25 protein-coding genes are annotated in these 25,424 nt (G+C 54.4%); 8 read left to right on the forward strand and 17 right to left on the reverse strand.

All coding sequences use genetic code 11. The features are described from left to right. Positions 1-17: 17 nt before the first annotated feature. The 3 genes from soxX to ACXAIA_RS07970 all read right to left on the reverse strand — a co-directional run bounded on the left by soxX (position 18) and on the right by ACXAIA_RS07970 (position 2,038). Complete coding sequence (gene soxX / locus ACXAIA_RS07960) at positions 18-479, reverse strand: sulfur oxidation c-type cytochrome SoxX (protein WP_475348873.1); 462 nt, start codon at positions 477-479, stop codon at positions 18-20. 196 nt (positions 480-675) lie between these two features. Next, positions 676-1,293 carry a SoxW family protein gene (locus ACXAIA_RS07965; protein WP_475348874.1) on the reverse strand — a complete coding sequence of 206 codons (618 nt, stop codon included), beginning with the start codon at positions 1,291-1,293 and terminating at the stop codon, positions 676-678. A 10-nt stretch (positions 1,294-1,303) separates the two neighbouring features. Then, positions 1,304-2,038, reverse strand: a complete 735-nt coding sequence (locus tag ACXAIA_RS07970) for a cytochrome c biogenesis CcdA family protein (RefSeq protein WP_475348875.1) — start codon at positions 2,036-2,038, stop codon at positions 1,304-1,306. A gap of 3 nt (positions 2,039-2,041) precedes the next feature. Between ACXAIA_RS07970 and ACXAIA_RS07975 the strand changes: the two genes are divergently transcribed. The 3 genes from ACXAIA_RS07975 (at position 2,042) to ACXAIA_RS07985 (ending at position 4,215) form a co-directional block, all read left to right on the forward strand. Then, a complete protein-coding gene (locus ACXAIA_RS07975) occupies positions 2,042-2,533 on the forward strand; it encodes a thioredoxin domain-containing protein (protein ID WP_475348876.1) in 492 nt (163 codons plus the stop codon). A gap of 114 nt (positions 2,534-2,647) precedes the next feature. Continuing rightward, positions 2,648-3,010 (forward strand): ArsR/SmtB family transcription factor, encoded by a 363-nt coding sequence (locus ACXAIA_RS07980; RefSeq protein WP_475345960.1) that lies wholly within the window; start codon positions 2,648-2,650, stop codon positions 3,008-3,010. Positions 3,011-3,120: 110 nt separating this feature from the next. Beyond that, positions 3,121-4,215, forward strand: coding sequence for a YeeE/YedE family protein (locus tag ACXAIA_RS07985; protein ID WP_475348877.1), 1,095 nt, complete (start codon positions 3,121-3,123; stop codon positions 4,213-4,215). 19 nt (positions 4,216-4,234) lie between these two features. On the opposite strand, the gene ACXAIA_RS07990 is transcribed toward ACXAIA_RS07985, so the two are convergent. Together ACXAIA_RS07990 and ACXAIA_RS07995 are read right to left on the reverse strand one after the other, a co-directional pair. Then, entirely contained in the window at positions 4,235-5,173 is a 939-nt protein-coding gene (locus ACXAIA_RS07990) for an MBL fold metallo-hydrolase (RefSeq protein ID WP_475348878.1), read from the reverse strand. A gap of 198 nt (positions 5,174-5,371) precedes the next feature. Beyond that, complete coding sequence (locus ACXAIA_RS07995) at positions 5,372-5,860, reverse strand: MarR family winged helix-turn-helix transcriptional regulator (protein ID WP_475348879.1); 489 nt, start codon at positions 5,858-5,860, stop codon at positions 5,372-5,374. Between the two features lie 323 nt (positions 5,861-6,183). Here ACXAIA_RS07995 and ectA point away from each other — a divergent pair, with 323 nt between their 5' ends. The 5 genes from ectA (at position 6,184) to mazG (ending at position 11,191) form a co-directional block, all read left to right on the forward strand. After that, positions 6,184-6,732 carry a diaminobutyrate acetyltransferase gene (ectA, locus tag ACXAIA_RS08000; RefSeq protein ID WP_475345956.1) on the forward strand — a complete coding sequence of 183 codons (549 nt, stop codon included), beginning with the start codon at positions 6,184-6,186 and terminating at the stop codon, positions 6,730-6,732. A gap of 127 nt (positions 6,733-6,859) precedes the next feature. Continuing rightward, the gene (ectB, locus tag ACXAIA_RS08005) at positions 6,860-8,143 is read left to right on the forward strand and encodes a diaminobutyrate--2-oxoglutarate transaminase (protein ID WP_475348880.1); all 1,284 of its coding nucleotides are present in this window, start codon (positions 6,860-6,862) and stop codon (positions 8,141-8,143) included. 68 nt (positions 8,144-8,211) lie between these two features. Continuing rightward, complete coding sequence (locus tag ACXAIA_RS08010) at positions 8,212-8,613, forward strand: ectoine synthase (RefSeq protein WP_033069696.1); 402 nt, start codon at positions 8,212-8,214, stop codon at positions 8,611-8,613. Between the two features lie 86 nt (positions 8,614-8,699). After that, complete coding sequence (locus ACXAIA_RS08015) at positions 8,700-10,205, forward strand: aspartate kinase (RefSeq protein ID WP_475345954.1); 1,506 nt, start codon at positions 8,700-8,702, stop codon at positions 10,203-10,205. 161 nt (positions 10,206-10,366) lie between these two features. Beyond that, entirely contained in the window at positions 10,367-11,191 is an 825-nt protein-coding gene (gene mazG, locus ACXAIA_RS08020) for a nucleoside triphosphate pyrophosphohydrolase (RefSeq protein ID WP_475348881.1), read from the forward strand. 32 nt (positions 11,192-11,223) lie between these two features. Here mazG and ACXAIA_RS08025 read toward each other — a convergent pair whose 3' ends face one another. The 12 genes from ACXAIA_RS08025 to ccsA all read right to left on the reverse strand — a co-directional run bounded on the left by ACXAIA_RS08025 (position 11,224) and on the right by ccsA (position 25,349). Then, complete coding sequence (locus ACXAIA_RS08025; RefSeq protein WP_475348882.1) at positions 11,224-12,093, reverse strand: AraC family transcriptional regulator; 870 nt, start codon at positions 12,091-12,093, stop codon at positions 11,224-11,226. 83 nt (positions 12,094-12,176) lie between these two features. Further along, positions 12,177-13,004 (reverse strand): inositol monophosphatase family protein, encoded by an 828-nt coding sequence (locus tag ACXAIA_RS08030; RefSeq protein ID WP_475348883.1) that lies wholly within the window; start codon positions 13,002-13,004, stop codon positions 12,177-12,179. A gap of 14 nt (positions 13,005-13,018) precedes the next feature. After that, complete coding sequence (gene hflX, locus ACXAIA_RS08035) at positions 13,019-14,350, reverse strand: GTPase HflX (RefSeq protein WP_475349058.1); 1,332 nt, start codon at positions 14,348-14,350, stop codon at positions 13,019-13,021. Positions 14,351-14,357: 7 nt separating this feature from the next. Further along, positions 14,358-14,615 (reverse strand): RNA chaperone Hfq, encoded by a 258-nt coding sequence (gene hfq / locus ACXAIA_RS08040; protein WP_008891082.1) that lies wholly within the window; start codon positions 14,613-14,615, stop codon positions 14,358-14,360. 122 nt (positions 14,616-14,737) lie between these two features. Next, positions 14,738-15,424, reverse strand: a complete 687-nt coding sequence (locus tag ACXAIA_RS08045) for an HAD family hydrolase (RefSeq protein ID WP_475348884.1) — start codon at positions 15,422-15,424, stop codon at positions 14,738-14,740. 63 nt (positions 15,425-15,487) lie between these two features. Next, on the reverse strand, positions 15,488-16,867 hold the full coding sequence (gene trkA / locus ACXAIA_RS08050; protein ID WP_475348885.1) for a Trk system potassium transporter TrkA: 1,380 nt from the start codon (positions 16,865-16,867) through the stop codon (positions 15,488-15,490). Positions 16,868-16,909: 42 nt separating this feature from the next. Further along, the gene (gene ntrX / locus ACXAIA_RS08055; RefSeq protein WP_475348886.1) at positions 16,910-18,289 is read right to left on the reverse strand and encodes a nitrogen assimilation response regulator NtrX; all 1,380 of its coding nucleotides are present in this window, start codon (positions 18,287-18,289) and stop codon (positions 16,910-16,912) included. Between the two features lie 47 nt (positions 18,290-18,336). Next, positions 18,337-20,613, reverse strand: coding sequence for a sensor histidine kinase NtrY-like (locus tag ACXAIA_RS08060; RefSeq protein WP_475348887.1), 2,277 nt, complete (start codon positions 20,611-20,613; stop codon positions 18,337-18,339). Next, positions 20,610-22,058 (reverse strand): nitrogen regulation protein NR(I), encoded by a 1,449-nt coding sequence (gene ntrC, locus ACXAIA_RS08065; protein WP_475348888.1) that lies wholly within the window; start codon positions 22,056-22,058, stop codon positions 20,610-20,612. The genes ACXAIA_RS08060 and ntrC overlap by 4 nt, the downstream gene beginning before the upstream one ends. After that, entirely contained in the window at positions 22,055-23,200 is a 1,146-nt protein-coding gene (locus ACXAIA_RS08070) for a two-component system sensor histidine kinase NtrB (protein WP_475348889.1), read from the reverse strand. The genes ntrC and ACXAIA_RS08070 overlap by 4 nt, the downstream gene beginning before the upstream one ends. Before the next feature lie 57 nt (positions 23,201-23,257). Then, entirely contained in the window at positions 23,258-24,268 is a 1,011-nt protein-coding gene (dusB, locus tag ACXAIA_RS08075) for a tRNA dihydrouridine synthase DusB (RefSeq protein ID WP_475348890.1), read from the reverse strand. Between the two features lie 262 nt (positions 24,269-24,530). After that, positions 24,531-25,349: a cytochrome c biogenesis protein CcsA gene (gene ccsA / locus ACXAIA_RS08080; RefSeq protein ID WP_475348891.1), complete on the reverse strand. Its 819-nt coding sequence runs from the start codon at positions 25,347-25,349 to the stop codon at positions 24,531-24,533. Between the last annotated feature and the right edge of the window lie 75 nt (positions 25,350-25,424).

Below are 25,424 nucleotides of genomic sequence, written 5' to 3' on the forward strand. Positions count from 1 at the left end.
TGGTTCCTCGGTGTTTGTTATTCTTTGAGCGTCGCCAGATAGGCCACGACATCTTCAACTTCCTGAGCCGTCAGGATTGTTTTGCCGACCAGATCCTCGCGGACATTGACGCCGACATTCAGCGAATAGAAGCCCGGCATGACGGTTTCTTCGGAGAAGACCTGTTTGGCATCGGCAACGATTGCGCGGAGTTCACCCTCGCTCCAGCGATCGGCAGCACCGTCAAGAGGTGGGCCGACTTCGCCGTGGAACAGCTGTTCGATTTGATCTTTGACGGCGTGACATGCCAGACAGTTGCCAAGTTTACGATTGGCAAAGACCGAGCGGCCTTTTTCCGGATCCCCCGGCTGACTGGTCAATGGCTGAGAAACAGACATGTCATCATATTTGACGTCTGCGGGCGCAATGCCATCAGCTACAGCAAGGGCCGGAAGGCCAGCGATCAGGCACGCAAGAAAGGCTCTTGGTTTCCAAGACATGGCGTTATGTTTCCTCCTGTGACGATGTCCCTGCCCTCTGTGTGGCATGGGCGCATCCCCGGTCTGACATCTGGCTGCTCTAACGGCGCCTTTATTTAACGTTATTCAAACTCAACTTTTAATTCAACACATAAATATGATATTTTTAATGTGTTAAGTGCTGAATTCGCAATTCACAAGGATTTCCAAGCGTTTCCTACTGCCCCAGACGCCCCTCTTCTTGAAGCTGCCGAATGATGCGCGCATGGTATTTCTGGAAATGCTCGTCGGTTTCGTAGCCCTTCTCATTCACCCAACGAAACATGTTCAGAAACGTCCACTTGCCAAACGCACCGGGCATGGTCGCAACCGCCGCTTCTGCCGCACTCTTGCCGTCTTCCGGGGTTTCTTCAGGCAAAAAAACAAGGGTCGGCGTAAAGACATAGCCCCACTTGCGCGCCGCGGTTTTTTCGCTGAGCACCTCGCCATCAAGGTCGATCACTTCCTCATCGCCAAACATGTTGTACTGAACGACCTTGAAGTTCTCCTTGATGTAATCCGATACCTCCGGATCACTCAGAAGATCTGTGTGCATTTTGGCGCAATAGATGCAACCACGCTGCTCAAAGATCATCACCAGACGTTTGTTCTCATCACGGGCGGCGGCAATATCGTCGGCAATGTCGCGGAAGGTGATCGAAAACCAGTCCTGCTTGTGCAGTCCGTCTTCGCCCACGGATGCCGCCTGTGATCCGTGCGGCCAACTCACCACAAGCAAACCGACAACCAGATATTTTGCCAAAGGCACTCCACGCAGCAGATGACGCATATTCATCACACAACTCCTATCCAAGGGTCGAAAGCGAAGGAAAAGTATCAAGCAACCACTGGGCGATGGCTGACATCTGCCCTGTCATGAACAGAACACCGGTCAGCACGAGCAACAGCCCCATTGCCCGTTCAACAGTGTGCATGTGACGTTTGAATTTCCGCGACCAGCCAACGAACTGTCCGGCAAAAAGCCCCGCCAGCGCAAAGGGCAAGCCGATCCCAAGCGAATAGACCGCAAGCAACCCGGCGCCGCGCAACGCTGTGCTTTCTGCCCCGGCAACAAACAGAATCGCGGCCAGTGCCGGCCCCACACAGGGTGTCCAGCCAAACGCAAACGCAAGCCCCATCACATAAGCCCCGACCAATCCCGCTGGCTTGTTCGCGACATTGACCCGCGCATCGCGATACAACAGCGATATCCGGAAAACGCCCATGAAATGCAGGCCCATGACGGCAATCATGATCCCGGCAATGATCGATAGAATGTCAAAATAACTGGCCAGTGATTGACCAATGATGCTGGCCGTTGCGCCCAGTGCGACGAAGATCGTGCTGAACCCCGCCACAAAAGCCAGGGCGGTAAAGAACACCTGACGTGACTTCGCACTCGCAACTGCACGATCATCAAGATCCGCAACACTGACCCCCGCCAGATAGGCAAGGTATGGCGGGACAATCGGCAATACACATGGCGTAAAGAACGACAGCACCCCCGCAAGGAAGGCCGCGCCGAAACCGATATCAAGCAATTCATGTTCCTCCCGGCGCTGTGGGTAGCTGATTTTGCAATTTGTTTATCAGCGCCTTTTCAAAGCATAGTATTTTTCATATGTATAATTCAATCACAAGTTTATGTAGAATTTAAACACATGAAAAACCCGCACATTTCCGGCGTATTCCGGCTTGCTTTAACCATGCTTTTCGCAACTCAGATCGGGACCGGATCGGCGCTTGCGACCGAATTATTGATGCTCGAACAGCAGGGATGCGCATGGTGTATGCGTTGGCATCAGGAAATTGGCGAAGCCTACCCGAATACCGATCAGGGCAAACAGGCCCCTCTTCGTCGCGTCGATATCCATGAATGGCCTGAGGATCTTGATCACATCGCACGTGAGCGCGTTACACCCACTTTTGTCTTGATCGACAACAACCAGGAAGTCGCACGCCTTCGCGGTTATCCCGGCGATCATTTTTTCTGGCCCATGCTTGATGATATGTTCTCACAATTGCCGAACGATTAGGAAAACTGTATATTCGGTTTGAAGCACAGCAACGGATCGTGTATTGACCTAGATGTCCGTATAGGATGGACATTTAACGGCTTCGGCCCCTTCAACCAACGAGCAAAGCAAACGATGGCCCTACCACGTTTCAAGCAAGACATGGACTCGACCGAAGCCGAAGCCCTCCTCAAACAGGCGCGCAAGGCCAGCGAAATGCTCAAGGCGCTGTCGCATGAGACACGCTTGCTGATCCTTTGCATCCTGCAGGAAGGCGAAAAGTCGGTATCCGATCTCGAAGAAATTCTGTCCATGCCCCAAGCCGTTGTATCCCAGCAACTGGCCCGGCTTCGCATTGATGGTCTGGTCTCGGCGCGCCGCGAAGGTCGCATGATCTATTACCGCATTGTTGACACCGAAATGGCGACAATCATTGGCACGCTTTATGACCTGTTCTGTGCCCCGGTCCGCGACGAAGAAAAAGCTGCTGCTGAGTAAGCAGCAACCGCTGATCGAAAAACCTCTCTTGAATTAGAACAAAAAAAACGTCACGATTCCGCCGACGCCTTGGCAAAAAATTACAATCAACAAGGCGGGAGGAAAACGTCATGCTGGGTTTGGATAATCCCTGGGGCCTGCCGCTTGTCGGTATCTTGACCGGGATTGTGGTGGGATTTGTCGCACGCAGGCAACATTTCTGCACGATGGCTGCGCTTGAACGCTATTGGTTTGCTGCCAACAGCATCGGTCTGCGTGCCTGGGTGCTGGCGGCGATCACAGCATTGTTGTTTACCCAAACCTTTGTTGCGCTCGGCATTGTCGATCTTTCCAACAGTTTTTACATTGCCCCGACCCTGCCCCTTGCCGGCAGCATACTGGGCGGCCTTATGTTTGGTTTTGGCATGGCCTTTGTCGGCACGTGCGGATTTGGCGCCGTCATCCGTCTGGGCGGGGGCAATTTGCGTGCACTGGTCGTTCTGACCGGGATCGGACTGGCGGCCATCGCCGCACTGCGCGGTGTTACCGGACATTTTCGCGTTTGGTTTCTCGACCCGCTTTCCATTGAATTTACCTCAGCCGGATCGCAATCGATCGGCGCGGTCCTGTCAAAGGCCAGCGGACTGGATCTGCATTATCCGATCGCCCTGCTTGCCGGGGCTGTCGGACTTTGGTGGGTCTTTCGCAGTGCTGATTTCCGTGCAGAACGGGCCAAGGCGCTTGGCGCCATTGTGATTGGTGCCTGCATATCGCTTGGTTGGGTATGGACGACGACATTCGCCCAATATCGCTTCGTTGAAACCCAGATCGAAGCCGGATCCTTTGTCACCCCGGTCGGCGACACGATCATGCAGATCATTACCGTCACTGGAGTCCTGCCGGACTATGGTGTTGGGCTGGTGATCGGGGTATTTCTTGGCGCAGCACTGGCGGCATGGAAAAGCAACGATATGCGCTGGGAAGCCTGTGACGATGCCCGCGAACTTGGCCGTCATCTGCTGGGCGCATTTTTGATGGGGACCGGCGGCGTATTCGCGCTGGGCTGCACTATCGGCCAGGGTGTCAGCGCGTTTTCCACGCTGGCAATCTCTTCGCCGATTGTCATGATCTCGATTACGATCGGGGCACGGGTGGGCCTTGGTGTGCTTCTCGAAGGGTCACCGTTCGGGTTCCTGCGCGCGATATCCCTGCGCAAGCATGGCTAGGCCAAGGCCCGCAGCGCAATCATCCTGCCATGACAAACCGATACGCCGGACCGGCCCGCTCGACCGTGCCAAGCCCCGGATGAGGCATGTGAAAACCGATAATCCGCGATCTATCAACGGCAAGGCGGTCCAGCAACATCTTGCGTGTGGCAATGCCTTTTTCGGCATCCTGATCAGATCCGCTTGGCCATTCCGGATGGGCGAGCGAAATCGCAACATTGGTAATGGCATCGCCCACCACAAGCGCACTGTTTGATCCGTCATGGATCATAAAGGATGTATGACCCGGTGTGTGACCAGACGTATCAACGGCTTCAACGCCTGAAAGCACCTCCGCGCCATAATCGAACAACTCGATACGGTCTTCAAGGAACGCCATCCGATTGCGTGCCCCGACGACAAAGCTTTTCCGCGCTTCCGGCGTTTTTTCCAGGGTATCTTCCGCCCGCCAGTATTCCCACTCGATCCGGTTCATGTGATAGCGGGCATCTGTAAAGACCAGCTCGTCAAAATCATCGATCAGGCCCCACAGATGATCGGGATGCGCGTGGGTGAACACAACATCGGTAATTTCATCCGGGCTGACGCCAGCCTCATCAAGGTTGTCCATCAACTTGCCGGCTGACGGCATGAAATGCGACCCCGACCCGACATCAAACATCACCACCCGATCGCCATGGCGCAAAACCGTGATGTTGCAATCAGGCAGCAACGCATCGGTGGGCTGTCCTTCTGCTTTGAGGAACGCAATCAGTTCATCGCGTGAAACATCGGGGAAGGCAAAGGATAACGGCAACATCAGATTCCCATCCGATATGACCGTGATATCAGAGGCCCCCACTTTCAGCGATCCAACCGCCGATGCAGGCCCGGGAAACATCCCGGCGGCGCCAACACCGGCCAGTGCCAGCGAATATTTCAGAACGTCACGACGAGACCAAAAACTGTTTCCAGACATTGCATCCTCCACATATATGTTTTTTTGAATGAATGCACTCATGGTTGATTTGGTCAACCTAAAAACACATCATGTGGAGATAGTTGCATTCGAAAAGCCACGGATACTGCATCAATATCCGTGACGGAAAGCTTTGATAATGCGTCTGATTTTTTGTTTATTTACAGCCCACTGGGATAGACTTCAAAAGCGCTACGTTCAACGACGATCAGCGGCCTTTTCAACAATCACATCGTGATCAAGAACCGGGGCAACATCGATGTCGCTTGCATCCATCATGCCTGAAACACGCTGAAGCGCTGCGATCAGAAAAGTCTGTTCCCATTCTTCAAGACTGTTGAAATTCTCTGAAAACCGGTCATGAAGCGCCATCGGCGCACGATCCAGTATCGCCCTGCCCTGGTCGGTCAATCGGACAAATACTTTGCGTTTGTCGGTATCGCCACGTTCGCGGGTGACAAGCTGCATCGCCTGTAACTTGTCAACAAGTGCCGTGGTCGATGCCTGGGCCAGGTTCACCTTGGCAGCAATCTGGCCGACCGTCATCTCGCCGAATTCCTCAAGGGACTGCAAAACTAGAAGCTGTGAGGTTTTTAGCCCGGTCACCTTACCAAGCTTTTTTGCGTGGATATCACTCGCGCGCAGAATACGGCGGATGGAGATCAACGCTTCATGCAATTTATCCATTGTTATTTTCCGGGCATCTTCGGTTTCCAGTAGAAGACGCTGTTTTAGCCGTACAACCGCGACTGTGCAACGCTTTAAGACATTTTTATATCGAATTTCGATCATTTAATCCATCGGAAACCGATCCCTCAATGAAAGAATATTTCATCGAAGGAACATTATCCTCATCGAAGACCGATAGATCGTTCTTTCGTTTATTTTCAGTGCTTTGGTGCTTTTCACAGGAAAGTCACACAGAAGGGGTTGATTAATTTCTATCGGTGTTCTATATATCTGCCGCGACATAAATGATCGTGTATCGAAATAACAGAGCAGGCAGACCGATGAAAATTGCCAATACGAACGGCAATACCGGCCAGAAAGCCAACCTGATTATCCGTAAACCCAAGGCAACAGACGGTGCTGCGGTAAATACCCTTATCTCCGACTGTAAGCCGTTGGACGAAAACTCGATGTATTGCAATCTGCTGCAGTGCTCGCACTTTGCCGACACGTGCGCAATTGCCGAACTCAACGGTGAAGCCGTTGGTTTTGTTTCGGGTTACATCGTCCCGGACAAGCCCGAACAGCTTTTCATCTGGCAGGTTGCCGTTTCGCCCAAGGCCCGTGGCCTGCGTCTGGCGAAACGCCTGATCCTCGATATTCTGGATCGTCCGTCCTGCCATGACGTCTCGCAGCTGAACACGACGATTACGTCGACCAACGCCCCGTCGCAGGGTGTCTTCCGTTCTGTTGCACGCGAACTGGGCGCGGACGTCAAACGTAAAGTCCAGTTTGAACGTGAAACGCACTTCGAAGGTGCCGCTGCCAGCGAGATTCTGTGGCAGATCGGACCGTTCGAGCGCGAAGACGTCGAACGCGTCGCCGCCTGATCCGGCTGACCGAATTTTCCCACCTTTCATGCACAAAATGGCACGGCCAATTTTGGAACATCCGGCAAGCCGGAACGTTTGGCATGACAGGTGGACTTGATTTTTCCCAAAATGAAAAGAGGGAACCATGACTGTATTTGATCGCCTTGAATCGGAAGTTCAGAGCTATGCACGCTCCTTCCCTGTAACCTTTGAAAAGGCAGAAGGCGCCTGGCTGACCGACGATAACGGCAACCGTTATCTTGATTTCCTTGCTGGTGCCGGCAGCCTGAACTATGGCCACAATCATCCTGTCCTGCAGGAAAAGCTGATTGATTACATCCAATCAAACGGCGTGACCCACGGCCTGGACATGCACACCAAAGCCAAAGCAGCCTTCCTTGAAGCGCTCGAAGACAAAATCTTCAAGCCGCGCGACATGGAATACAAGGTTCAGTTTACCGGCCCGACCGGCACCAACGCCGTCGAAGCCGCACTGAAGCTCGCGCGCCGTGTCAAAGGCCGTGAAACCGTGATTTCATTCACCAACGGTTTCCACGGTTGTACCCTGGGTTCGCTTGCCATCACTGGTAACGAACATCACCGTGGCGCTGCTGGCGTATCGCTGGACAATGCTGTTGCCGTGCCGTTTGACGGCTATATGGGTGATGGTGCCGATACCACCGAATATCTGGACCGTGTCCTGTCGGACAATTCCAGTGGTGTTGCCCTGCCCGCAGCTGTCATCGTTGAAACCCTTCAGGGTGAAGGCGGCCTGAATGCTGCCGACTTCGGCTGGCTCAAGAACCTTGAACAGGTTTGCCGCAAGCATGACATCCTTCTGATTGTTGATGACATTCAGGCGGGCTGTGGCCGTACCGGTACGTTCTTCAGCTTCGAACCGGCCGGTATCAAGCCGGACATGATCACTCTGTCGAAATCGCTTTCGGCTTATGGTCTTCCGCTTGCTGTCCTGCTGATGAAGCCGGAACTTGATGTCTGGCATCCGGGCGAACATAACGGCACCTTCCGTGGTAACAACCACGCATTTGTGACCGCTGCAGCCGCCCTTGAGCACTTCTGGTCAGATGACAAGTTTGCCGCTGATGTCCGTGACAAGGCTGCATTCCTTGAGACGCGCCTTTCGGAGATCGTTGATCGTTACGGCGATGGCAAACTTTATCGCAAGGGCCGTGGCCTGATGCAGGGTATCTGCTTTGAAAGCGGTGACGTTGCATCCAAGGTCACCAAGGAATGCTTCAAGCATAACCTTGTTATCGAGACCAGTGGCCCGGAAGATGAAGTTGTCAAATGCCTGGTGCCTTTGATCATCTCCAAGCAGGATCTTGCACACGGCCTGGACATCCTTGAACTGGCAACCGCCAAAGCCATGGGCAAGGAAGTTTCCCCGGCCAAAGCAGCCGCTGAGTAACAACAAGTTGGGGCGACGCTTTGCTGCGTCGCCCTGCCCCACAACTTAATTAGATCAAAGAGTTAAAAATGATTGTTCGTACTCTGAAAGAATGTGAAGCATCCGGTCGCCGTGTGGTTTCGGATAACTGGGAAAGCACCCGTCTGTCGCTCGCCGAAGACGGTATGGGCTTCTCTTTCCACATCACCACCATCTATGCCGGCACCGAAACCGAGATCTGCTACGCCAACCATTTCGAGACGGTGTATTGCATCTCGGGCAATGGCGAAGTGGAAACTCTTGCGGACGGCAAGAAATACAAGATCGAGCCGGGCACGGTTTACATCCTCGACAAGCATGACCGACACTATCTGCGCGGCGGCACCGAGGACATGGTTGTCGCTTGTGCCTTCAACCCGCCGCTCAATGGTCGTGAAGTCCATGACGAGAACGGTGTCTACCCGCTCGATGGCGACGCACTCGCCAGCTAAACGCTTTTGTTCGGGGCGGACTTCATTCACCGCCCCGGACGCTCTTGAGCATATTTTTTAAAGGAAACGCCCCCAAAGGAGGCAACATGCTTTCAGCCCAGAAAAACAAGGACGCTGGGCATAGCGTTCACAAGATCGGTGGTACGTCGATGACCCAAGTTGATGCGGTCATGGACAACATTCTGGTCGGCAATCGCAGCGAAGACGAACTTTACAACCGTGTCTTTGTCGTTTCGGCATATGGCGGATTTACCGACCTTCTGCTTGAAAACAAAAAGACTGGCGAAGCAGGCGTCTATCAGCTTTACGCCGGTTCGGAAACCGATTGGGCGTGGGGCGATGCTCTGACCAAAGTTTCCGAAAAAATGTGTGCCATCAACGAAGAAATCTTTGGTGACGCGCCGGAACTGAAACTGGCCAACGCCTTTGTTCAGGAACGCATCGAAGGCACGCGCAGCTGCCTGATGGATCTCCATCGCCTATGCAGCTTCGGTCATTTCAAGCTTGAAAAGCATCTGCTGACCGTGCGCGAAATGCTTTCCGCCATTGGCGAAGCCCACAGTGCGCACAACACCATGCTGCTGCTCCGTGCAAAGGGCGTAAACGCCGTGTTCGCCGACCTTTCCGGCTGGCGCGAGCCAGAGGCATCCACCCTTGATGGTCGCATCAATAAGGTGTTCGAAGACATTGATCTGTCAAACCAGCTTGCAATTGCAACGGGTTATGCCCAGTGCAGCGAAGGTTTGATGAGCATCTATGGCCGTGGCTACAGTGAAGTGACCTTCTCGCGGATTGCCTGCCTGACCCAGGCGCGCGAAGCGATCATTCACAAGGAATTCCACCTGTCGAGTGCCGATCCGCGCATCGTCGGTGAAGACGCCGTGCGTCCGATTGGCCGCACCAGCTATGACGTGGCCGATCAACTTTCGAACATGGGCATGGAAGCCATCCACCCGCGTGCAGCCAAGGGCCTGCGTCAGAACGACATTCCGCTGCGGATTGCCAACACCTTTGAACCGGAACATCCGGGCACGGTGATTGATGATCATTGGGAACCGGAAAACAGCCGTGTTGAAATCGTGACCGGCGTTCCGACCGCGTTCGAGATTGAAGTCTTCAATCAGGACATGGTGGGTGTTCCAGGTGGTGAGGAAGCAATTCTGAACGTTCTGAAACGTTACAAGGTGCCGACTGTCACCAAGAACCTGAATGCCAACACAATTACGCATTATGTCTCGGCACCGCTGAAACAGATCCGTCGTTGTGTTGACGAGATCGAGGCAAATCAGCCCGAAGCAACCGTTCAGACCCGTAAGGTCGCGATCGTTTCGGTCATCGGCGCCAATATCGAACAGCCGGGTCTGTTTGCCCGTGCCGTCTCGATCCTGGATGAAGCCGGTGTTGAACTGGTGGCCTCCCACTATCCGAGCCGCCGCGTTGATCTGCAGTTTGTCGTTGCCGAAGGCGACTTCAACAAGGCGATTGTCGCCCTGCACCGCGGCCTCGTCGAAGGCAAGAAAGAGAAAGGCGCATCCTCCAAGGAAACCAAGGATGACAGCGCTACCACACAGGAAAAGCTCAAGGCTGCATAAGCCAAAAGGGCATCCAAACATCACCTCGAAACCCGCAAGTGCCAGTTTGGCCTTGCGGGTTTTGTTTTGCGCGCATCATCTTTCTTGTCAGTCGTACTGCAGCGCGATAGGAATCAAACAACAGCACTGGCAAAAACAGCAAACCGGACGGGACATGCACCATGACCACGCATAACAGCAAAGCCATCAACGACCTTCTCGACGTCATGGCAAAGCTGCGCAACCCGGATGGAGGTTGCCCGTGGGATCTGGAACAGGATTTCTCGACCATCGCGCCCTACACCATCGAAGAAGCCTACGAAGTTGCCGACGCGATTGCTGATAACGACATGCCCGAGCTCTGCAACGAGCTGGGGGATTTGCTTCTCCAGGTCGTATTCCACGCCCAGATGGCCAAGGAAGCCGGTCATTTCGAGTTCGAAGACGTCGCCAACAGCATCGTTTCAAAAATGATCAGCCGTCATCCGCACGTGTTTGGCGATGGTGATGCTACCACAACCGATGGCGTCAATCAGACCTGGGAAAAGATCAAGGCGGCTGAGCGCGCCCAAAAAGCCGAAGACAAGGGCCATGAACGCCACAGTGCCCTTGATGGCGTGGCAAGCGCCCTGCCCGCACTCATGCGCGCGGAAAAGCTCACCAAACGTGCCGCCCGCGTTGGTTTCGATTGGCCCAGCACCGATGAAGTCTTCGATAAGCTGCACGAGGAAATTGACGAACTCAAAGCCGAAATGACCGAAAAACCGGTCCCGGCACGTCTGCAGGATGAATTGGGCGACATGTTGTTTGTCATGGCCAATCTGGCGCGCAAGATCGGCGTCGATCCCGAAGTTGCCCTAAGGGGGGCAAACCACAAATTCACCAAACGCTTCCACTTCATCGAGGATGAACTCGCGCGTGATGGCCGAACGGCTGCGGATTCAGATCTGGAAGAGATGGATAATCTTTGGAACCTGGCGAAAAAGACCGAACGCGGTCAGGTGTGAATGAACACCTGACCTGGTCCAGTTTCCCTAACCTAGTTTTCCAGCGGCATATAGATCTCGGTTAGCAGTTCGGTTGGCGCAACTTCGCGCGGATTATTGAGATATTCCTCAAACACCGGCCCTTCGCGCGCCTCTTCGCCCCACTGCGGCAACCATTTGCCAAACAGCCACAAATAGGCCGCCTTCATATCGGCATAAGGGCCCTTATAGTGCAAGCAAGCATATCTTCCTGCCGCCACGCTTGTTCTCTCAACCGGTGCTTCCAGTTTGATCTCCGAATTGCTTGAAAGCAACGCGCCGGCCTTGGAAAACAGGTCCTCTTCACGATGGCTATCAGGGTCGGTGTGATACACCCCAATTAGCCTCACATCAGGCGCAATCAAATCACGCACGGCCAGCCATCCGAACAACCTGTCAAACGCCTCGCCGATCTGCATGAATGATCCATGATGCTCAATCGTCAGAAGCGACATTTCCGGCACTTCACGAATTTCGACGTCCCAAGGCCCGCTGATCACAGCCCCTTGATCTTCAAGGGCGCTCTGGAACTTCGCATGGCTGCCTTCTTTGCGATATCGCGCGGGTGGCATGCCATAACAATCCGAAAAGATCCGCGTAAAGGATTGCAGGTTCGGATACCCGCACCGTTTGCCGATTTCCTCAATCGCGATGGCGCTATTTGCCAGCATTCCGGCTGCCGTATGAAGGCGCACACGCTTCACTGTCGCGGCAATGGTCTCCTCAAACACGCCGTGATAGATGCGATGCCAATGAGTTGGCGACATGCAGGCGATTTCGGCCAGCTTGTTCAGATCAAGCTCTTCGTCAAGATGATCATGGATATAGCCCTGCACCCGGGCAAGACGTTCCTGATAGGACTTCTGGGCATGCAATTTGTTCATCGTTCTCTCGTGCAGTTTGTTGTGCAGTTCGAAAACGCTAGCACGCGTCGATTTGACAAATCTTGCGGACTTGCGACCGCTCGTTACGCCGGAAAGAGCGGCATCAAGATTTCATTAATCTCGGCCCAGAGTTCTTCGGAACTCGCGCACAGAAGCCCTGCCGCCGTGGCATTGGCATTATATTCGTTATCTTTATCTGCGGTGATATAGCGCGCATGACCGCCCGCTTCGCGCACCAGAAGCGTCCCCGGTGCATGGTCCCACGGCTTGAGTGTGCGATAGGCACAGAAATCAAACGCCCCGCGCGCCATTTCTTCATACTCCGCCCCGCAGCAGGAATAATGGGCAACATCGGCAAAGAAATCGAGATGACCGTAATGCTTGCGGATGCGGTCCCGGGCATATGAAATCAGAAAGCCCTTGGCATCCGATGCCTTGGTAATGTTGGATCGCACTGAAACCGGCTGATCCTGATAACGTGTGCCTGATCCCAGTTCCGCGACAGTCGCCGCCCCTTCAATCGGATCGACAATCCAGGCGGCAACAGTTTCCCCGCCCGCATAAAGCCCGACCATGCAGCGAAATGGCTGTCTGTGATGGGCAAAATTCTTGGTACCATCGACCGGATCAATGATCCAGAACGGGTCATCTGCGGCAAAAATGCGTTCCTGAAGGCTCGGGTCTTCGTGGGCGGCTTCTTCGCCAAGCGCACGACTTCCGGGCAAAAGATCGGTCAGACGGCCGGTCAGAACCCGCTCTGCTTCGGTATCGGCGATGGTGACAAGATCCATCGCATGGGTCTTGGTGTCGATATCCGCATCATCAAGTTGGCCGAAACGCGGGGCGATTTCAACTGCCGACACTTCCCGAATGATCTCGGTTACCTTGTCCATATCGACTTTGATCGCCACGCGCTTTCTCCCTATCACACCAGATGAATATCAAGCCCGGCCTTGGCACACCAATCTTCGAACCGGCCGACACGGGTTGCATCGACACGGACCTGAACTGAAATACCGTCCTGCCCCTCATTGCGTTTGAGAACTTCGCCCTGCTCATAAAGCCGCGCAAGTGACTTCCCATCAGCATACGGCACGCAAAGCTCAAAGATCGGCATATCTTCGGTCAGGCGATCTTCGATCAGATCAAGCAACGCCTCGCAATTCGTGCCCTTGAAGGCCGAAATCGCAATGGTGTTGTCATGGCGCGCGGCATATTCAGACACCGCCTGCAAGTCTTCGCCTTCAAGCTGATCGATCTTGTTCAGTGCCTCGACCAGCTCTTCGCCGTCAATTGCCTTCTGAAGCCCAAGTTCCTTGAGAACTTCGAGCACATCAAGCTTCTGTTCTTCGGTTTCAGGCGAAGACGCATCGCGCACATGGACGATAAGATCCGCTTCCAGCACTTCCTCAAGGGTAGCGCGGAAGGCCGCGACAAGATCGTGCGGAAGATCGGAAACAAAGCCCACAGTATCAGACAGAATAACCTTGCGACCGCTTGGTAGAACCAGACCACGCATGGTCGGATCCAGCGTCGCAAACAGCATGTCCTCGGCAAACACCTCAGACAAGGTCAGTTGGTTAAACAACGTCGATTTACCGGCGTTGGTGTAACCGACAAGGGCGACAATCGGGTAAGGCACCCGACGGCGCGCTTCGCGGTGCAGTTCACGCGTCCGTTTGACTTCCTCAAGCTCGCGACGGAGTTTGGCCAGCTTGTCACCGATAAGACGGCGATCAATCTCGATCTGGCGTTCACCAGGACCGGCAAGGAAGCCACGACCACCACGCTGACGTTCAAGGTGCGTCCAGGTGCGCACAAGGCGGGATCGCTGATAGCTCAGCAATGCCAACTGCACCTGCAAACGACCTTCACGGGTCCGCGCGCGATCGGCAAAGATTTCAAGAATCAGACCGGTTCGATCAATGACCTTGCATTTCCATTCCCGCTCCAGGTTACGCTGCTGGATCGGGGTAAGAATGCCATTGATCATCACAATGTCGGCTTCTTCGGCCTTGATTTGCAAACCAAGCCGTTCGGTCACGCCCTTGCCAAACAAGGTGGAAGGCCGCAGCTTTGCGATGGGCACAATTTCTGCGCCCACCACTTCAAATTCAAGTGCACCCGTCAAACTGATCGCTTCTTCCAGACGTGACGAAGCGTCGCGCCAAGTCCCGGTCGGGTCTGCGCGTTTTAGTTCAGGGTGGAAAACCAGGACCCGGGGAGATTCCGGCGTATCGCCGCTCCCCGAAGTCAGAGACTCCTCAGCTATTTTCTTCTTCCGTCGCAGGCTGGCTCGGATCAAACAGCTTGATCGGGGTCGTCGGCATTACCGTCGAAATCGCGTGTTTGTACACGAGCTGGGTATGAGCATCGCGCCGCAGCAAAACAGAGAAATTGTCAAACCAGGTAATGATCCCCTGCAATTTGACTCCGTTGACCAGAAACACGGTAACCGGCGTTTTGTTTTTACGGCAATAGTTCAGAAAGACGTCCTGAACATTTTGTGATTTTTCCGCCATTGGTTAGACCTAGCCTTCTTTTATGAGCGTTTTTTTGGTTTCGGGCGGCCAAGGAAAATGTGGAACCGTCGACTTTTCAGGTCAGTCACGATTCCGGCCCCATTTTTAATGACCTTCATGAACTATAAGACGTTCGAGAAGCCTTTTACAACCCTTACAAGCGCCTCGCAATCGGCGAAATGCCAATCAGGCCTGAGAGTCGCAGAATTCTGCGTGTCGCCGTGACCGGTAATTTCATCACCAATCAGGATTGCCGTCGCCCCGACATTGCGCGCGCACTGAATATCGACCACGCTGTCGCCTACAAACCACAGATTCTCATATTGCGATGCCGAAGAGTCGCCCATCGCCATATGTACCGGATCGGCTGCCGGTTTATCCTTGGCTGCATCCGTCGCACCGACGATCTTGCCAAAAAAAGGCGTCCATTCAAGATGATCGGCTTCCTTGCGCAGGAAGTCGCCGTTCTTGTTGCTCACGACACCGATATAGGTCCCATTATCACGCAACGCACATAAAAGGTCATGCGCCCCGTCAAGCGGCTTCAGTGTTTGAAGGTGGATGGACTGGAAATGACCATAGAAGCTGTCTTTGGCATCTTCCCAACGATCTTCGCCAAACAGGATGGGGAAACTGTCGCGCATGGAGCGCGCAACCCGCTGCTTGGTCTGATCAAGCGACCATTGCTCCAGTCCAAACTCCTCAAACGTCATGTTAAGGGCGGCCTGAATGGTGCCCCAGCTATCAACAAGGGTATTATCCCAGTCGAAAATGACGGCTTTGGGCGGATGGGGCAATTGGTCAGACATTTGAAATTCCGGTGGCTGGCTGGGTGTTATTTTGTATGAGGATTTAAAACGCCGCCTGCCCGATCAGAAATATTCCAGGCGAACAGCGAACATCTTTTCAACCTTCTTGATCTGCTCGGACCCTGCAAATACCACAATCCGGTCATTGGCCTCGATCACGGTTGCGGCGCGCGGCATCACAACTTCGCCATTGCGCAGGATGGCGCCAAACACCACACCGGCCGGCATCGAGATATCCTTGATCGCCTTGCCAACGATTGGTGCAGTTTCAAGCGCCTCTGCCTCAAGAACCTCGCCAAAGCCTTCTGAGAGGCTGTGTACAGCCCGGATACGCCCACGGCGTACATGATGCAGGATGGTCGACACCGTCGTCATACGCGGGCTGATCACCACATCCACGCCCAGTTCGGACACCAGCGAATTATAAGTGCTTTTGTTAATCAGGGTCAGCGCGCGTGGGCAGCCGTAACGCTTGGCCAGAAGTGATGCCAGAATGTTGGTCTCATCATCATTGGTCAGGGCCACAACTGCTTCGGCATTACCGACATTGGCTTCTTCCAGCAGTTCCGGATCCAGAACGTCACCACGCAGAACAACGCTTTTCTTCGGCAACTTCTGGGCAACAAAACGCGCGCGCTCCGGATCGGCTTCGACCAGTCGGGTGGTGACACCCGGGAAGTTCTTGTTAATTTCTTCAGCCAGGAACAGAGCGATGTTACCGCCGCCAAAGATCACGATCCGGCGCGCTTCCGGGTCTTCATGGCCGAATGCCGACATGGCGCGATCCACCTGATCACTCGATACCGCCAGATAGACAAGGTCACCGGCTAGCATCTGATCATCGCCCTTGGGATAAACCGCCTTGTCGCCACGGATCATGCCAAGGATCGAGATATTGAGATCCGGGAAAAGCTGATGAAGCTGACGCAGCGGCGTGTTGATCACCGGGCAATCGTCGCTACACCGAATGCCAAGGATTTTGACCTTGTCATCGGCAAACGGGATCATGTCAAACGCACCGGGCGCCTGCAGACGACGCGCAACCGCACGCGCAACTTCCATTTCCGGCGAAATCACCACATCGATCGGAAGCTTTTCACGGCCAAACAGGCTGGCCCATTCCGGCTGCAGATAGGTCTGGCTGCGGATACGCGCGATTTTGGTCGGCACATTAAACAGCGAATGCGCCACCTGGCAGGCCGTCATGTTGACTTCATCGGCAAAGGTCACGGCGATCAGCATGTCGGCTTCTTCTGCGCCGGCCTGCTGCAGCACGTCCGGGTGGGAGCCGAACCCGATAATGCCCTTGACCTCAAGCGTATCGGAAATTTTGCGCACCAGTTCTTCGGACTGGTCGATCACGGTTACATCATTGTTTTCGGCAGACAGATATTTGGCAATGTGGAAGCCCACCTGCCCGGCGCCGCAAATGATGACCTTCATCTCGAGTTCTCCCGTTCACAACAGTCCGTGGTGATCTTGGGCTTATTGCCCGTTGACACCAAGGCTTTTCAGCTTGCGGTGCAATGCTGAACGTTCCATGCCGACAAAGCTGGCCGTTTTGGAGATGTTTCCGCCAAAACGATCAATCTGTGTCTGGAGATATTCTTTTTCAAACATCTCACGTGCTTCGCGGAGCGGCAATGCCATGATTTCACTGGTCTTGTCAAAACTTAGCGACGTCGGCACGTCAGAAAACAGCTCGGATGGCAGCATTTTGCCGCTGATCAGATCAACCTTGTCTTCGTCGCCAGGCGCCATGATCATCAGCCTTTCGATCACATTACGCAATTGGCGCACATTGCCCGGCCAGTCATAGGCATGCAGCGTTGCCATTGCCTCAGGCGAAAGCTTTCTTTTCGGAAGACCCGTCGCATCCGCATATCGATCAAGGAACATTTCTGCCAAAACTGGGATGTCATCACGGCGTTGCTGCAACGATGGCACCTCAAGCGGAACCACATTGAGCCGGTAATACAGATCTTGCCGGAATTTCTGTTCTTCAATCCGCTGTTCGAGATCACGTGCAGTCGTTGCGATCACACGCACATCTACATTAACCGGCCCGGAACCGCCAACACGTTCAAACGTCTGGTCTTGCAACACCCGGACAATCTTGCCCTGGGTTTCAAGCGGCATATCGGCAACTTCGTCCAGCAACAAGGTCCCGCCATGGGCCAATTCAAGGACGCCGGTGCGGGCTTCACGATCTGCGGTCGCAACCGCCCCGAAAAGGGATTCTTCCATGGTATCGGGTGAAATATTCGCGCAGTTCAGCACAACAAACGGCGCCTCGGCGCGTGCTGATTTCTGATGGATCAGGCGGGCGACAACTTCCTTGCCCGACCCTGCCGGACCATGGATCAAAATGCGGCTTCCCGTGCGCGCCACCCGCTCCGCCGATTGGCGCAGATTGTTCAGGATCGATGATTTGCCGACAAGCTCGGTATCGCCGCCTGCCTTAAGGGTCAGTTCGCGGTTCTCACGGCGCAAACGCGCATCATCAATCGCGCGCTCCACCACCATCAACAGGCGATCGGTATTGAACGGCTTTTCAATAAAGTCGTAGGCCCCGATCCGCGACGCTTCAAGCGCGGTCTCGATATTGCCGTGACCGGAAATCATGACTACCGGGACTTCGCTATGCTCGCGCTTGATCAGCTTGAGCGTCTCGATGCCATCATGGTCGCTTTCATCCATCCAGATATCAAGCACCACAAGGCTCGGCCGACGGGCAGCAACCTCGGACAAGGCGCCCTGACTTGATCCTGCTTGGCGGGTTGTATAGCCCTCGTCTTCGAGGATGCCGGAAATCAGAGCCCGGATATCTTCTTCATCGTCGACAATAAGAATGTCGTGCGCCATGTCGTGACCAAATCAATCTTTTTCTTGTTACGATTTTGACAATTAAATCAATTGCCTGAGGAGTTTGCGTTCGAAGCAACGCCATCGGTTTCGGGTTCAACAACCTTCGGAAAAGATAGCGTAATCGTCGCTCCGCTTTCAACGCCGTCAGAGAGTATAAGCTCTCCGCCATGGTCTTCCATGATTTTCTTTACGATGGCCAAGCCAAGCCCGGTTCCCTTGGATCGCGTAGTGACATACGGCTCGGTCAAGCGTTCGCGATGTTCGGCCGGAAGCCCTTTTCCGTTATCCGACACGGCTACGAAAACACGCTGATTATCGGGCGACGTCGCGACCGAAATCTCAATCCGGCCTTTCGGCAGTTCGCCATCTTCGGGCTTTTCACGACCTTCAATCGCCTCGGCTGCGTTTTTCAGCGTGTTGGTAAGGCACTGGTTGACCTGATGGGCATCACAGGAAATCTGGAGATTTTCGATCCCGCTGCGATCAAAGTCATAGGTGATGTGGCTATGGGCCTGTTTTTGCAGAAACACAGCACTTTTCACCAGTTCACCGATATTTTCCAGGCGCATCGTCGGGGTTGGCATGCGGGCAAAGCTGGAAAACTCATCAACCATCCGTCCAATATCGGAAACCTGTCGAATGATGGTATCGGTACAGGTCGTAAATACTTCCTGATCATCATTGATCTGCTTGAGGTAACGGCGTTTGAGCCGCTCTGCCGAAAGCTGGATCGGTGTCAGCGGGTTCTTGATTTCATGGGCAATACGACGTGCCACGTCCGCCCAGGCCGCCATGCGCTGTGCGGTCTGAAGTTCTGTGACATCATCAAATGTCACCACATAGCCAAACACCGTGCCGTCATCCGCCCACTCGGCCGTCACACGTGACATCAGGGTTCGACTGACACCATCACGGCGAATTTCAACCTGGCGGGGTTTGCTGCGCTCGCCATCACGGCCAAAGTCATCAAACAGCGGCTGGAATTCCGGAATAACTTCCGTCAGTTCCTGAGACAGGTAATCTTCAAGGTCGACACCAAGCAAATCCGACGCACTGCGGTTAGGCAGATCAATGTTGCGGTTCGGATCAAGGCCGATCACCCCCGCGGTCACACCCCCAAGGATCGCCTCGGTAAAACGGCGACGTTCATCATTTAACCGGTTGGCGGCAATCAGTTCATTGCGCTGGGTTTCAAGCTGCGCGGTCATGCGGTTAAACGCACGGCTCAGCGCTTCAAGCTCATCACCCTGCCCGTCAAGCGGCACCCGGAAGGACAAATCCCCGTCACGGACACGTTCAGCACCGGTAATCAGTTGCGAAACCGGCTGCACCAGACGGGTTGCCACCATCAAGCCAAGCGTGACTGCGGCGAGCAACAACACAACCGAAATCAGAACAAAGATCATGACAAAGGTGATTACGATCCCAGATCGTTCACCTTCGAGGCTTTCATAGGCATCAACGGCGCGCCGCGCCTTGTCGATACGATCCAGAACATTTGGGTCAACAAAGCGCCCGACCAGCAGGAAGGCATCAATAAGACTTGGAATCTTGGCGATGGCCCGGATGCGGTTGTCACTTGCGCCCACCATCAGAACCACATCTTTCTGGCGTGCTTCATCAAACACTTCTTCGGGCACAGACGCCTGATTAACGTCGTAGGAAAAACTGTATTCCGACTGGGCGATGATCCTGCCCGACCCGTCGACCATCATGACTTCTGGCAAACCACGCGCAAGCGCCTGATCGGTCAGGATGCTGGAAATGCGGTCCGGATTGGTTGAAAAATTGACGCCAAAGCGCTGCAAATCGCTGGTGGTTGCCAAGGCATCGGCGCGGATCAGTTCCTGGTGTTCGCGCAAATAGGCATCCGCAATCACCATACTTTCCTCAACCGCGGTTCGGATGCGGTCGCTAAACCAGCCCTGAATACCGAAATGCAGAAAGAGTGCAGAGAAAATGGCGACCACAATCGCTGGCGTCACTGCCACCAGCGAGAACATCAAAACCATTCGGGTGTGAAGCTTGGCCCCTGCCACCCCGCGCCGACGTTCCACCCAGATCTGGACAAGCTTGCGCGCCACCAGTGTGGCCAGAAGCAACACCAGCACCAGATCGATGTTGAGTAACAGCAAAATAAGCCGCGGGTCAGGACGGAACGGTGCCGTCCCCGTCATGGCCAGATAGGTCGCCGTGACCGAAATCAGGGCCGCTGTAACCACACTGAACGCAAAGCGCCGTGACTGGCCCAACCGCCCCAGAAACCGTACAAAGCCCGACCGCAGGAACCGGTTGGAGATCGAACGGTCGGTATTGTTCATTTCGTGCCCCTGACGACTTCCAGTCCAAGATCACGGATTTTCTTGCGCAACGTATTGCGGTTAAGGCCCAGAACCTCTGCCGCCTTGACCTGATTGCCGCGCGTGGCTTCAAGCGTCACATTCAAAAGCGGACGTTCCATTTCACGCAGGATGCGATCATAAAGCCCGTTGGCCGGCAGATCATCATCATGGGCATCGAAATACTCACGCACATGGCGTTCGATGGATTCAGAAAGCGACTGCGGCTCGGCACTTGGAGCTGCTTCGCTGACATTGTTTTCGGAAAACTCGGTCTCGATGACATCCACACCGATGACATCATGCGAATACAGGGCCGTCAGACGCCGCACCATGTTTTCCAGTTCGCGGATATTGCCCGGCCAGCGATGTGCTTTCAAACGTGCCATCGCTTCATTGGACAGTGTCTTGCGCGGCAGGCCCTCTTCACTGGCCTGCATCAGGAAGTGATTAACCAGTTCGGGAATGTCTTCAAGACGTTCACGCAACGACGGCAAACGGATCGGCACGACATTGAGGCGATAGAACAGGTCTTCGCGGAATGTGCCTTCGCGGATCAGCTTGCGCAAATCACGGTGGGTGGCGGCGACAATACGAACATTGACGCGGATCGGGGTACGGCCGCCGACACGGGTATACTCACCTTCCTGCAAAACGCGCAGCAAGCGCGTCTGCGCCTCAAGCGGCATGTCGCCGATTTCATCAAGGAACAGCGTGCCGCCTTCGGCCTGTTCGAACCGGCCAACCTTGCGCTCGTTCGCACCGGTAAAGGCACCCTTTTCATGACCGAAGAGCTCGCTTTCGATCAGTTCACGCGGGATAGCGGCCATGTTGATGGCAACGAACGGCCCATGACGACGCCCGCCATATTCGTGCAGTGCACGCGCAACAAGCTCCTTGCCGGTACCACTTTCGCCGGTGACCATCACGGTCAGATCGGTATTCATCAGGCGCGCCAGCGCCCGATAGATTTCCTGCATGGCCGGCGAACGACCAATCAGCGGCAGGCGATCGTCGCCCTCTTCGTCCTCTTCCTCGCCCTTTTCGCTTTCCTGCGGAGTTTCAAGCGCACGATCAACAATCCCCATCAACTCATTGAGGTCAAAGGGTTTTGGCAGGTATTCGAACGCACCACGCTGGGCTGCTTTCACAGCGGTCATCAGGGTATTCTGGGCACTCATGACAATCACGCGCAGGTCCGGGCGCAGCTTGCGAATGCGCGGCACCATATCCAGCCCGTTCTCGTCAGGCATCATGACGTCGGTAATCACAAGATCTCCGTCCCCATCGGCGATCCAGTCCCACAGCGTGCGGCCATGGCCGGTGCTGCGGACTTCATGCCCCTGACGTGACAATGCCTGCGTCAGGACAGTGCGAATGGCCCGATCATCGTCGGCGACCAGAATTCTCGCAGGGCTGGTAGTCATGCGGTTTCTTCCCTGTTTTTGATTATGACCGGGTCAGATGCCCCTTCGGCCAGTGCCCGATTGTATATCGGCAGCATGATTTGAAACTCTGCACCTCCCCCGGGCACATCTTTGACTTCAATCACACCGCCATGGTCATTGATAATTTTCGCCACCAGCGCAAGGCCAAGCCCCGAACCGGTCGGCTTCGTTGTAACAAACGGATCAAACAGGCTTTCACGCATGTCTTGCGGAATGCCCGGTCCATTGTCACGTACCGACACCACCAACGGCAGGTGAACGCGCGCGTCACCGCCAGCAACCGCCAAGCGGATACCATGCTGATAGCGGGTCGAAATGGTGATTTTGCCATCCTTGGGATCGACGGCCTCGCCGGCATTCTTGATCAGATTCAAGAACACCTGAACAAGCTGATCACGATTGCCAAACACCGGCGGCAAGGACGGATCATAGATTTCCTCGAATGCCAGGTTCTTGCCAAACCCGTTTTCCGCCAAACGACGGACATGCTCGAGAACTGTATGAATGTTGACGGCCCCACGCTCAAGCGGCTTGTCTGAAAAGATTTCCATGCGATCAACAAGCTCGACAATCCGGTCGGCCTCATCACAAATCAGGCGCGTCAAAACGCGATCATCTTCATTGCTGGTTTGTTCAAGCAGCTGCGCAGCCCCGCGAATACCTGACAGCGGGTTCTTGATCTCGTGGGCCAGAATGGCTGCCATCGCACTGACGGACCGTGCCGAGTTTCGGCTGAGCAACTGGTTATCGATCTTTTGCGCGATTGATCGCGGCTCAAATGTCAGTACCGCACAATCGCTGTCATCTGGCATGGACCCCACGGTCAGGTTGACCGTGTGTTTGCCGATTTTGGGGCTTTCGATCAGGAGATTGTGGTCGGCAACCAGTGTTGCTTCGTCGATGGCCTGTTTGATCAGCGAGAAAACCGGGCTGTCTGCCGGGATGAAGTCCGTCAGGTCGCTGCGGCACAACACGCTGGAGCTTGTGTTAAACAGCTGCTCTGTCGCCTGATTGACAAACTTGATCTTGCCATCGCGATTGGCGACGACAACAGCGCTGGCAATGGCGTTCAGAACGCCGGTGGGATCAACCCCATTGCCTTTTCCAAATCCCAGTCTCATGCATATCTTCCCCGACGACGCATTTTTGACGGCCGCCATATTATTGTTATGAAGCGATCAGGCTGCTTCCTGATCCAGTTTGATTTCGGCTTCGATCAACGGTTCATAGAATGACCGAATTTGATTTTTAACTTCGCGCGGATCGTCCAACACATTGACAACACGCCGAAATTCCGTCGCATTGCGCAAGCTGTTGCAATACCACGCCAGATGCTTGCGCGCGATACGCACACCCTGGCGGCCATGATGATCAATCATCGCATCATAGTGGCGCAGGATGGTATCAAGTTGAATTTCCAGACCAGGTGCGGCAAGCTTTTGACCGGTTTTGAGATAATGCGAAACCTGGGCAAGGAACCACGGGCGCCCTTGCGCACCACGGCCGACCATGACGCCGTCGGCACCGGATCGGTCCAAAAGTTCCTTGGCGTCTTCTTCACTGTTCACATCGCCATTGCCGAGAACCGGAATGGATACCGCGTCCTTGACCAGCGCAATCGCATCCCAATCGGCCTCGCCTTTGTAGAACTGGCAGCGCGTGCGCCCATGAATGGTCAGCATCGCAATACCAAGATCCTCGGCAATACGGGCCAGTGTGGGGGCATTACGGTTATCATCATCCCAGCCCAAACGCATCTTAAGCGTCACCGGAACCGATACCGCATCAACGGTCGCCTTGATGATGTCAGCTGCCAGCTTTTCATCACGCATCAGTGCTGATCCGGCATAGCCTTTGGTGACCTTTTTGGCCGGGCAGCCCATATTGATATCAATGATCATGGCGCCGCGCGCCTCGTTCATCTTTGCCGCCTCGGCCATTTCTTCGGGCTCGGTACCGGCAAGCTGAACCGAAAGCGGGCTTTCGGCGGCGCAATCCCCGTTCATTTTACGGACTTCCTTTTCATGCCGCTGGATGCGGGTCATGGCGTCTGACGCAATCATTTCGGACACAACAAGATGCCCGCCAAAATGGCGGACCTGTTGCCGAAACGGAAGGTCAGTCACACCTGACATCGGTGCCAGCACAACATTCTCTGGCACATGCACAGAACCGATCTGCAATGACATGAAGGTTTTCCAATTGCCTAAAACTTGGGCAGATTAATAAAACTGGCCACGACATGCAACAACTCTCGGCGCATCGACGCAAATATCGTGACGTCAAACCTGATAATTCAAAGAAAAAACCGTGGAAAATTCAAATCCCCCGCCCCCGAGCTGTGCGTGGCGAAGGGTAAACCACCCGGGTGAATGACTAGCAATTATGCATACGGCGTCAAAATGATCGTAAAAATTGGGCAACAGCTGTGTGTATTACCCATTTTTCGGGCTAGCCGATAATAAAGCCAGTCACCAGCCGAACACCGGGGAATGCAAGGGTCAGTAGCAACCAGGCCCCCAGAACAAACCGCACAGCCATGCGCCCACGCAAGGTTGATCGTTCGTGGATAAAGATCAGGATACAGATGGTTGCAAAACCCAGCAGGGTCAGGAGCATCTTGTGGTCAATTTCCCACAGGCTTTGGCCTTCGACGTAGCGCAAAGCAAAGCCTGATATGATCCCGACAATCAACACCCAGGCCGACCATTTCAAAAAGCCGACCAGCATGTATTCACTGTCACGCAATGGCGGCAGACGGCGGCTCCAACGGGTCGGTTTGCGCTTCTTAAGGGCGTATTCCTGAACCACATAGGCCATCGCGGCAATCGCTGCCAACGTCACCAACGCATAGGTAATCAACGAACTGCCGATATGTGCCCACAGCCAACCGGAATAGAGTGCCGGACCATTGACCACTTCCGGATCACTATTGCCAAACAGACGGAAGATCGCGGCAAGAACGGCAAACAAAAGCAGATAACCGCCAATATAGCCGGCCAAACGCCAGACCTGATGTGGTCCCTTGCAGATCACCAACCCGCCAAAGATCATAATGACGGTGAGTTCCGACCAATGCAAAGCGGCCGCAAAACCGCGTGACTGGACTTCCTCGCCGGTAACACCAAGCAACACCATCGTGCCCAATGCCGCCAAACAGATCGATGCATATAACCATACGTCACGACGCGGTTCAGCACGCATGATCTGCCCCGTCAGGGGCAACAGCGCAAGGATATGGATATAGGCAGCAAGCATCTTGGAACCCATCTTGATCTTCAGAACCGCAAACGATCCCGATATTGCATTTGCCGACTTGGCAAAACCTCCGCAGAAAGATAGCCT

The organism is Thalassospira sp. ABL2_045 (genome assembly GCF_056161285.1).

Excerpts from the sequence above, each read along its gene's own strand:
- ectA (WP_475345956.1), top strand. The coding sequence starts at position 6,184 with ATGAAAATTGCCAATACGAACGGCAATACCGGCCAGAAAGCCAACCTG.
- ACXAIA_RS08070 (WP_475348889.1), bottom strand. The coding sequence starts at position 23,200 with ATGAGACTGGGATTTGGAAAAGGCAATGGGGTTGATCCCACCGGCGTT.
- ntrC (WP_475348888.1), bottom strand. The coding sequence starts at position 22,058 with ATGACTACCAGCCCTGCGAGAATTCTGGTCGCCGACGATGATCGGGCC.
- ACXAIA_RS08025 (WP_475348882.1), bottom strand. The coding sequence starts at position 12,093 with ATGAACAAATTGCATGCCCAGAAGTCCTATCAGGAACGTCTTGCCCGG.
- ccsA (WP_475348891.1), bottom strand. The coding sequence starts at position 25,349 with ATGGGTTCCAAGATGCTTGCTGCCTATATCCATATCCTTGCGCTGTTG.
- trkA (WP_475348885.1), bottom strand. The coding sequence starts at position 16,867 with ATGAAGGTCATCATTTGCGGCGCCGGGCAGGTGGGCTTCCACATTGCC.
- hfq (WP_008891082.1), bottom strand. The coding sequence starts at position 14,615 with ATGGCGGAAAAATCACAAAATGTTCAGGACGTCTTTCTGAACTATTGC.
- ACXAIA_RS08010 (WP_033069696.1), top strand. The coding sequence starts at position 8,212 with ATGATTGTTCGTACTCTGAAAGAATGTGAAGCATCCGGTCGCCGTGTG.
- ACXAIA_RS07990 (WP_475348878.1), bottom strand. The coding sequence starts at position 5,173 with ATGTCTGGAAACAGTTTTTGGTCTCGTCGTGACGTTCTGAAATATTCG.
- ACXAIA_RS08015 (WP_475345954.1), top strand. The coding sequence starts at position 8,700 with ATGCTTTCAGCCCAGAAAAACAAGGACGCTGGGCATAGCGTTCACAAG.
- ACXAIA_RS07985 (WP_475348877.1), top strand. The coding sequence starts at position 3,121 with ATGCTGGGTTTGGATAATCCCTGGGGCCTGCCGCTTGTCGGTATCTTG.
- ACXAIA_RS07965 (WP_475348874.1), bottom strand. The coding sequence starts at position 1,293 with ATGAATATGCGTCATCTGCTGCGTGGAGTGCCTTTGGCAAAATATCTG.
- ACXAIA_RS07975 (WP_475348876.1), top strand. The coding sequence starts at position 2,042 with ATGTTCCTCCCGGCGCTGTGGGTAGCTGATTTTGCAATTTGTTTATCA.
- ACXAIA_RS08045 (WP_475348884.1), bottom strand. The coding sequence starts at position 15,424 with ATGTCTGACCAATTGCCCCATCCGCCCAAAGCCGTCATTTTCGACTGG.
- ACXAIA_RS07995 (WP_475348879.1), bottom strand. The coding sequence starts at position 5,860 with ATGGATAAATTGCATGAAGCGTTGATCTCCATCCGCCGTATTCTGCGC.
- ACXAIA_RS08060 (WP_475348887.1), bottom strand. The coding sequence starts at position 20,613 with ATGAACAATACCGACCGTTCGATCTCCAACCGGTTCCTGCGGTCGGGC.
- ntrX (WP_475348886.1), bottom strand. The coding sequence starts at position 18,289 with ATGGCGCACGACATTCTTATTGTCGACGATGAAGAAGATATCCGGGCT.
- mazG (WP_475348881.1), top strand. The coding sequence starts at position 10,367 with ATGACCACGCATAACAGCAAAGCCATCAACGACCTTCTCGACGTCATG.
- soxX (WP_475348873.1), bottom strand. The coding sequence starts at position 479 with ATGTCTTGGAAACCAAGAGCCTTTCTTGCGTGCCTGATCGCTGGCCTT.
- ACXAIA_RS07980 (WP_475345960.1), top strand. The coding sequence starts at position 2,648 with ATGGCCCTACCACGTTTCAAGCAAGACATGGACTCGACCGAAGCCGAA.
- ectB (WP_475348880.1), top strand. The coding sequence starts at position 6,860 with ATGACTGTATTTGATCGCCTTGAATCGGAAGTTCAGAGCTATGCACGC.
- dusB (WP_475348890.1), bottom strand. The coding sequence starts at position 24,268 with ATGTCATTGCAGATCGGTTCTGTGCATGTGCCAGAGAATGTTGTGCTG.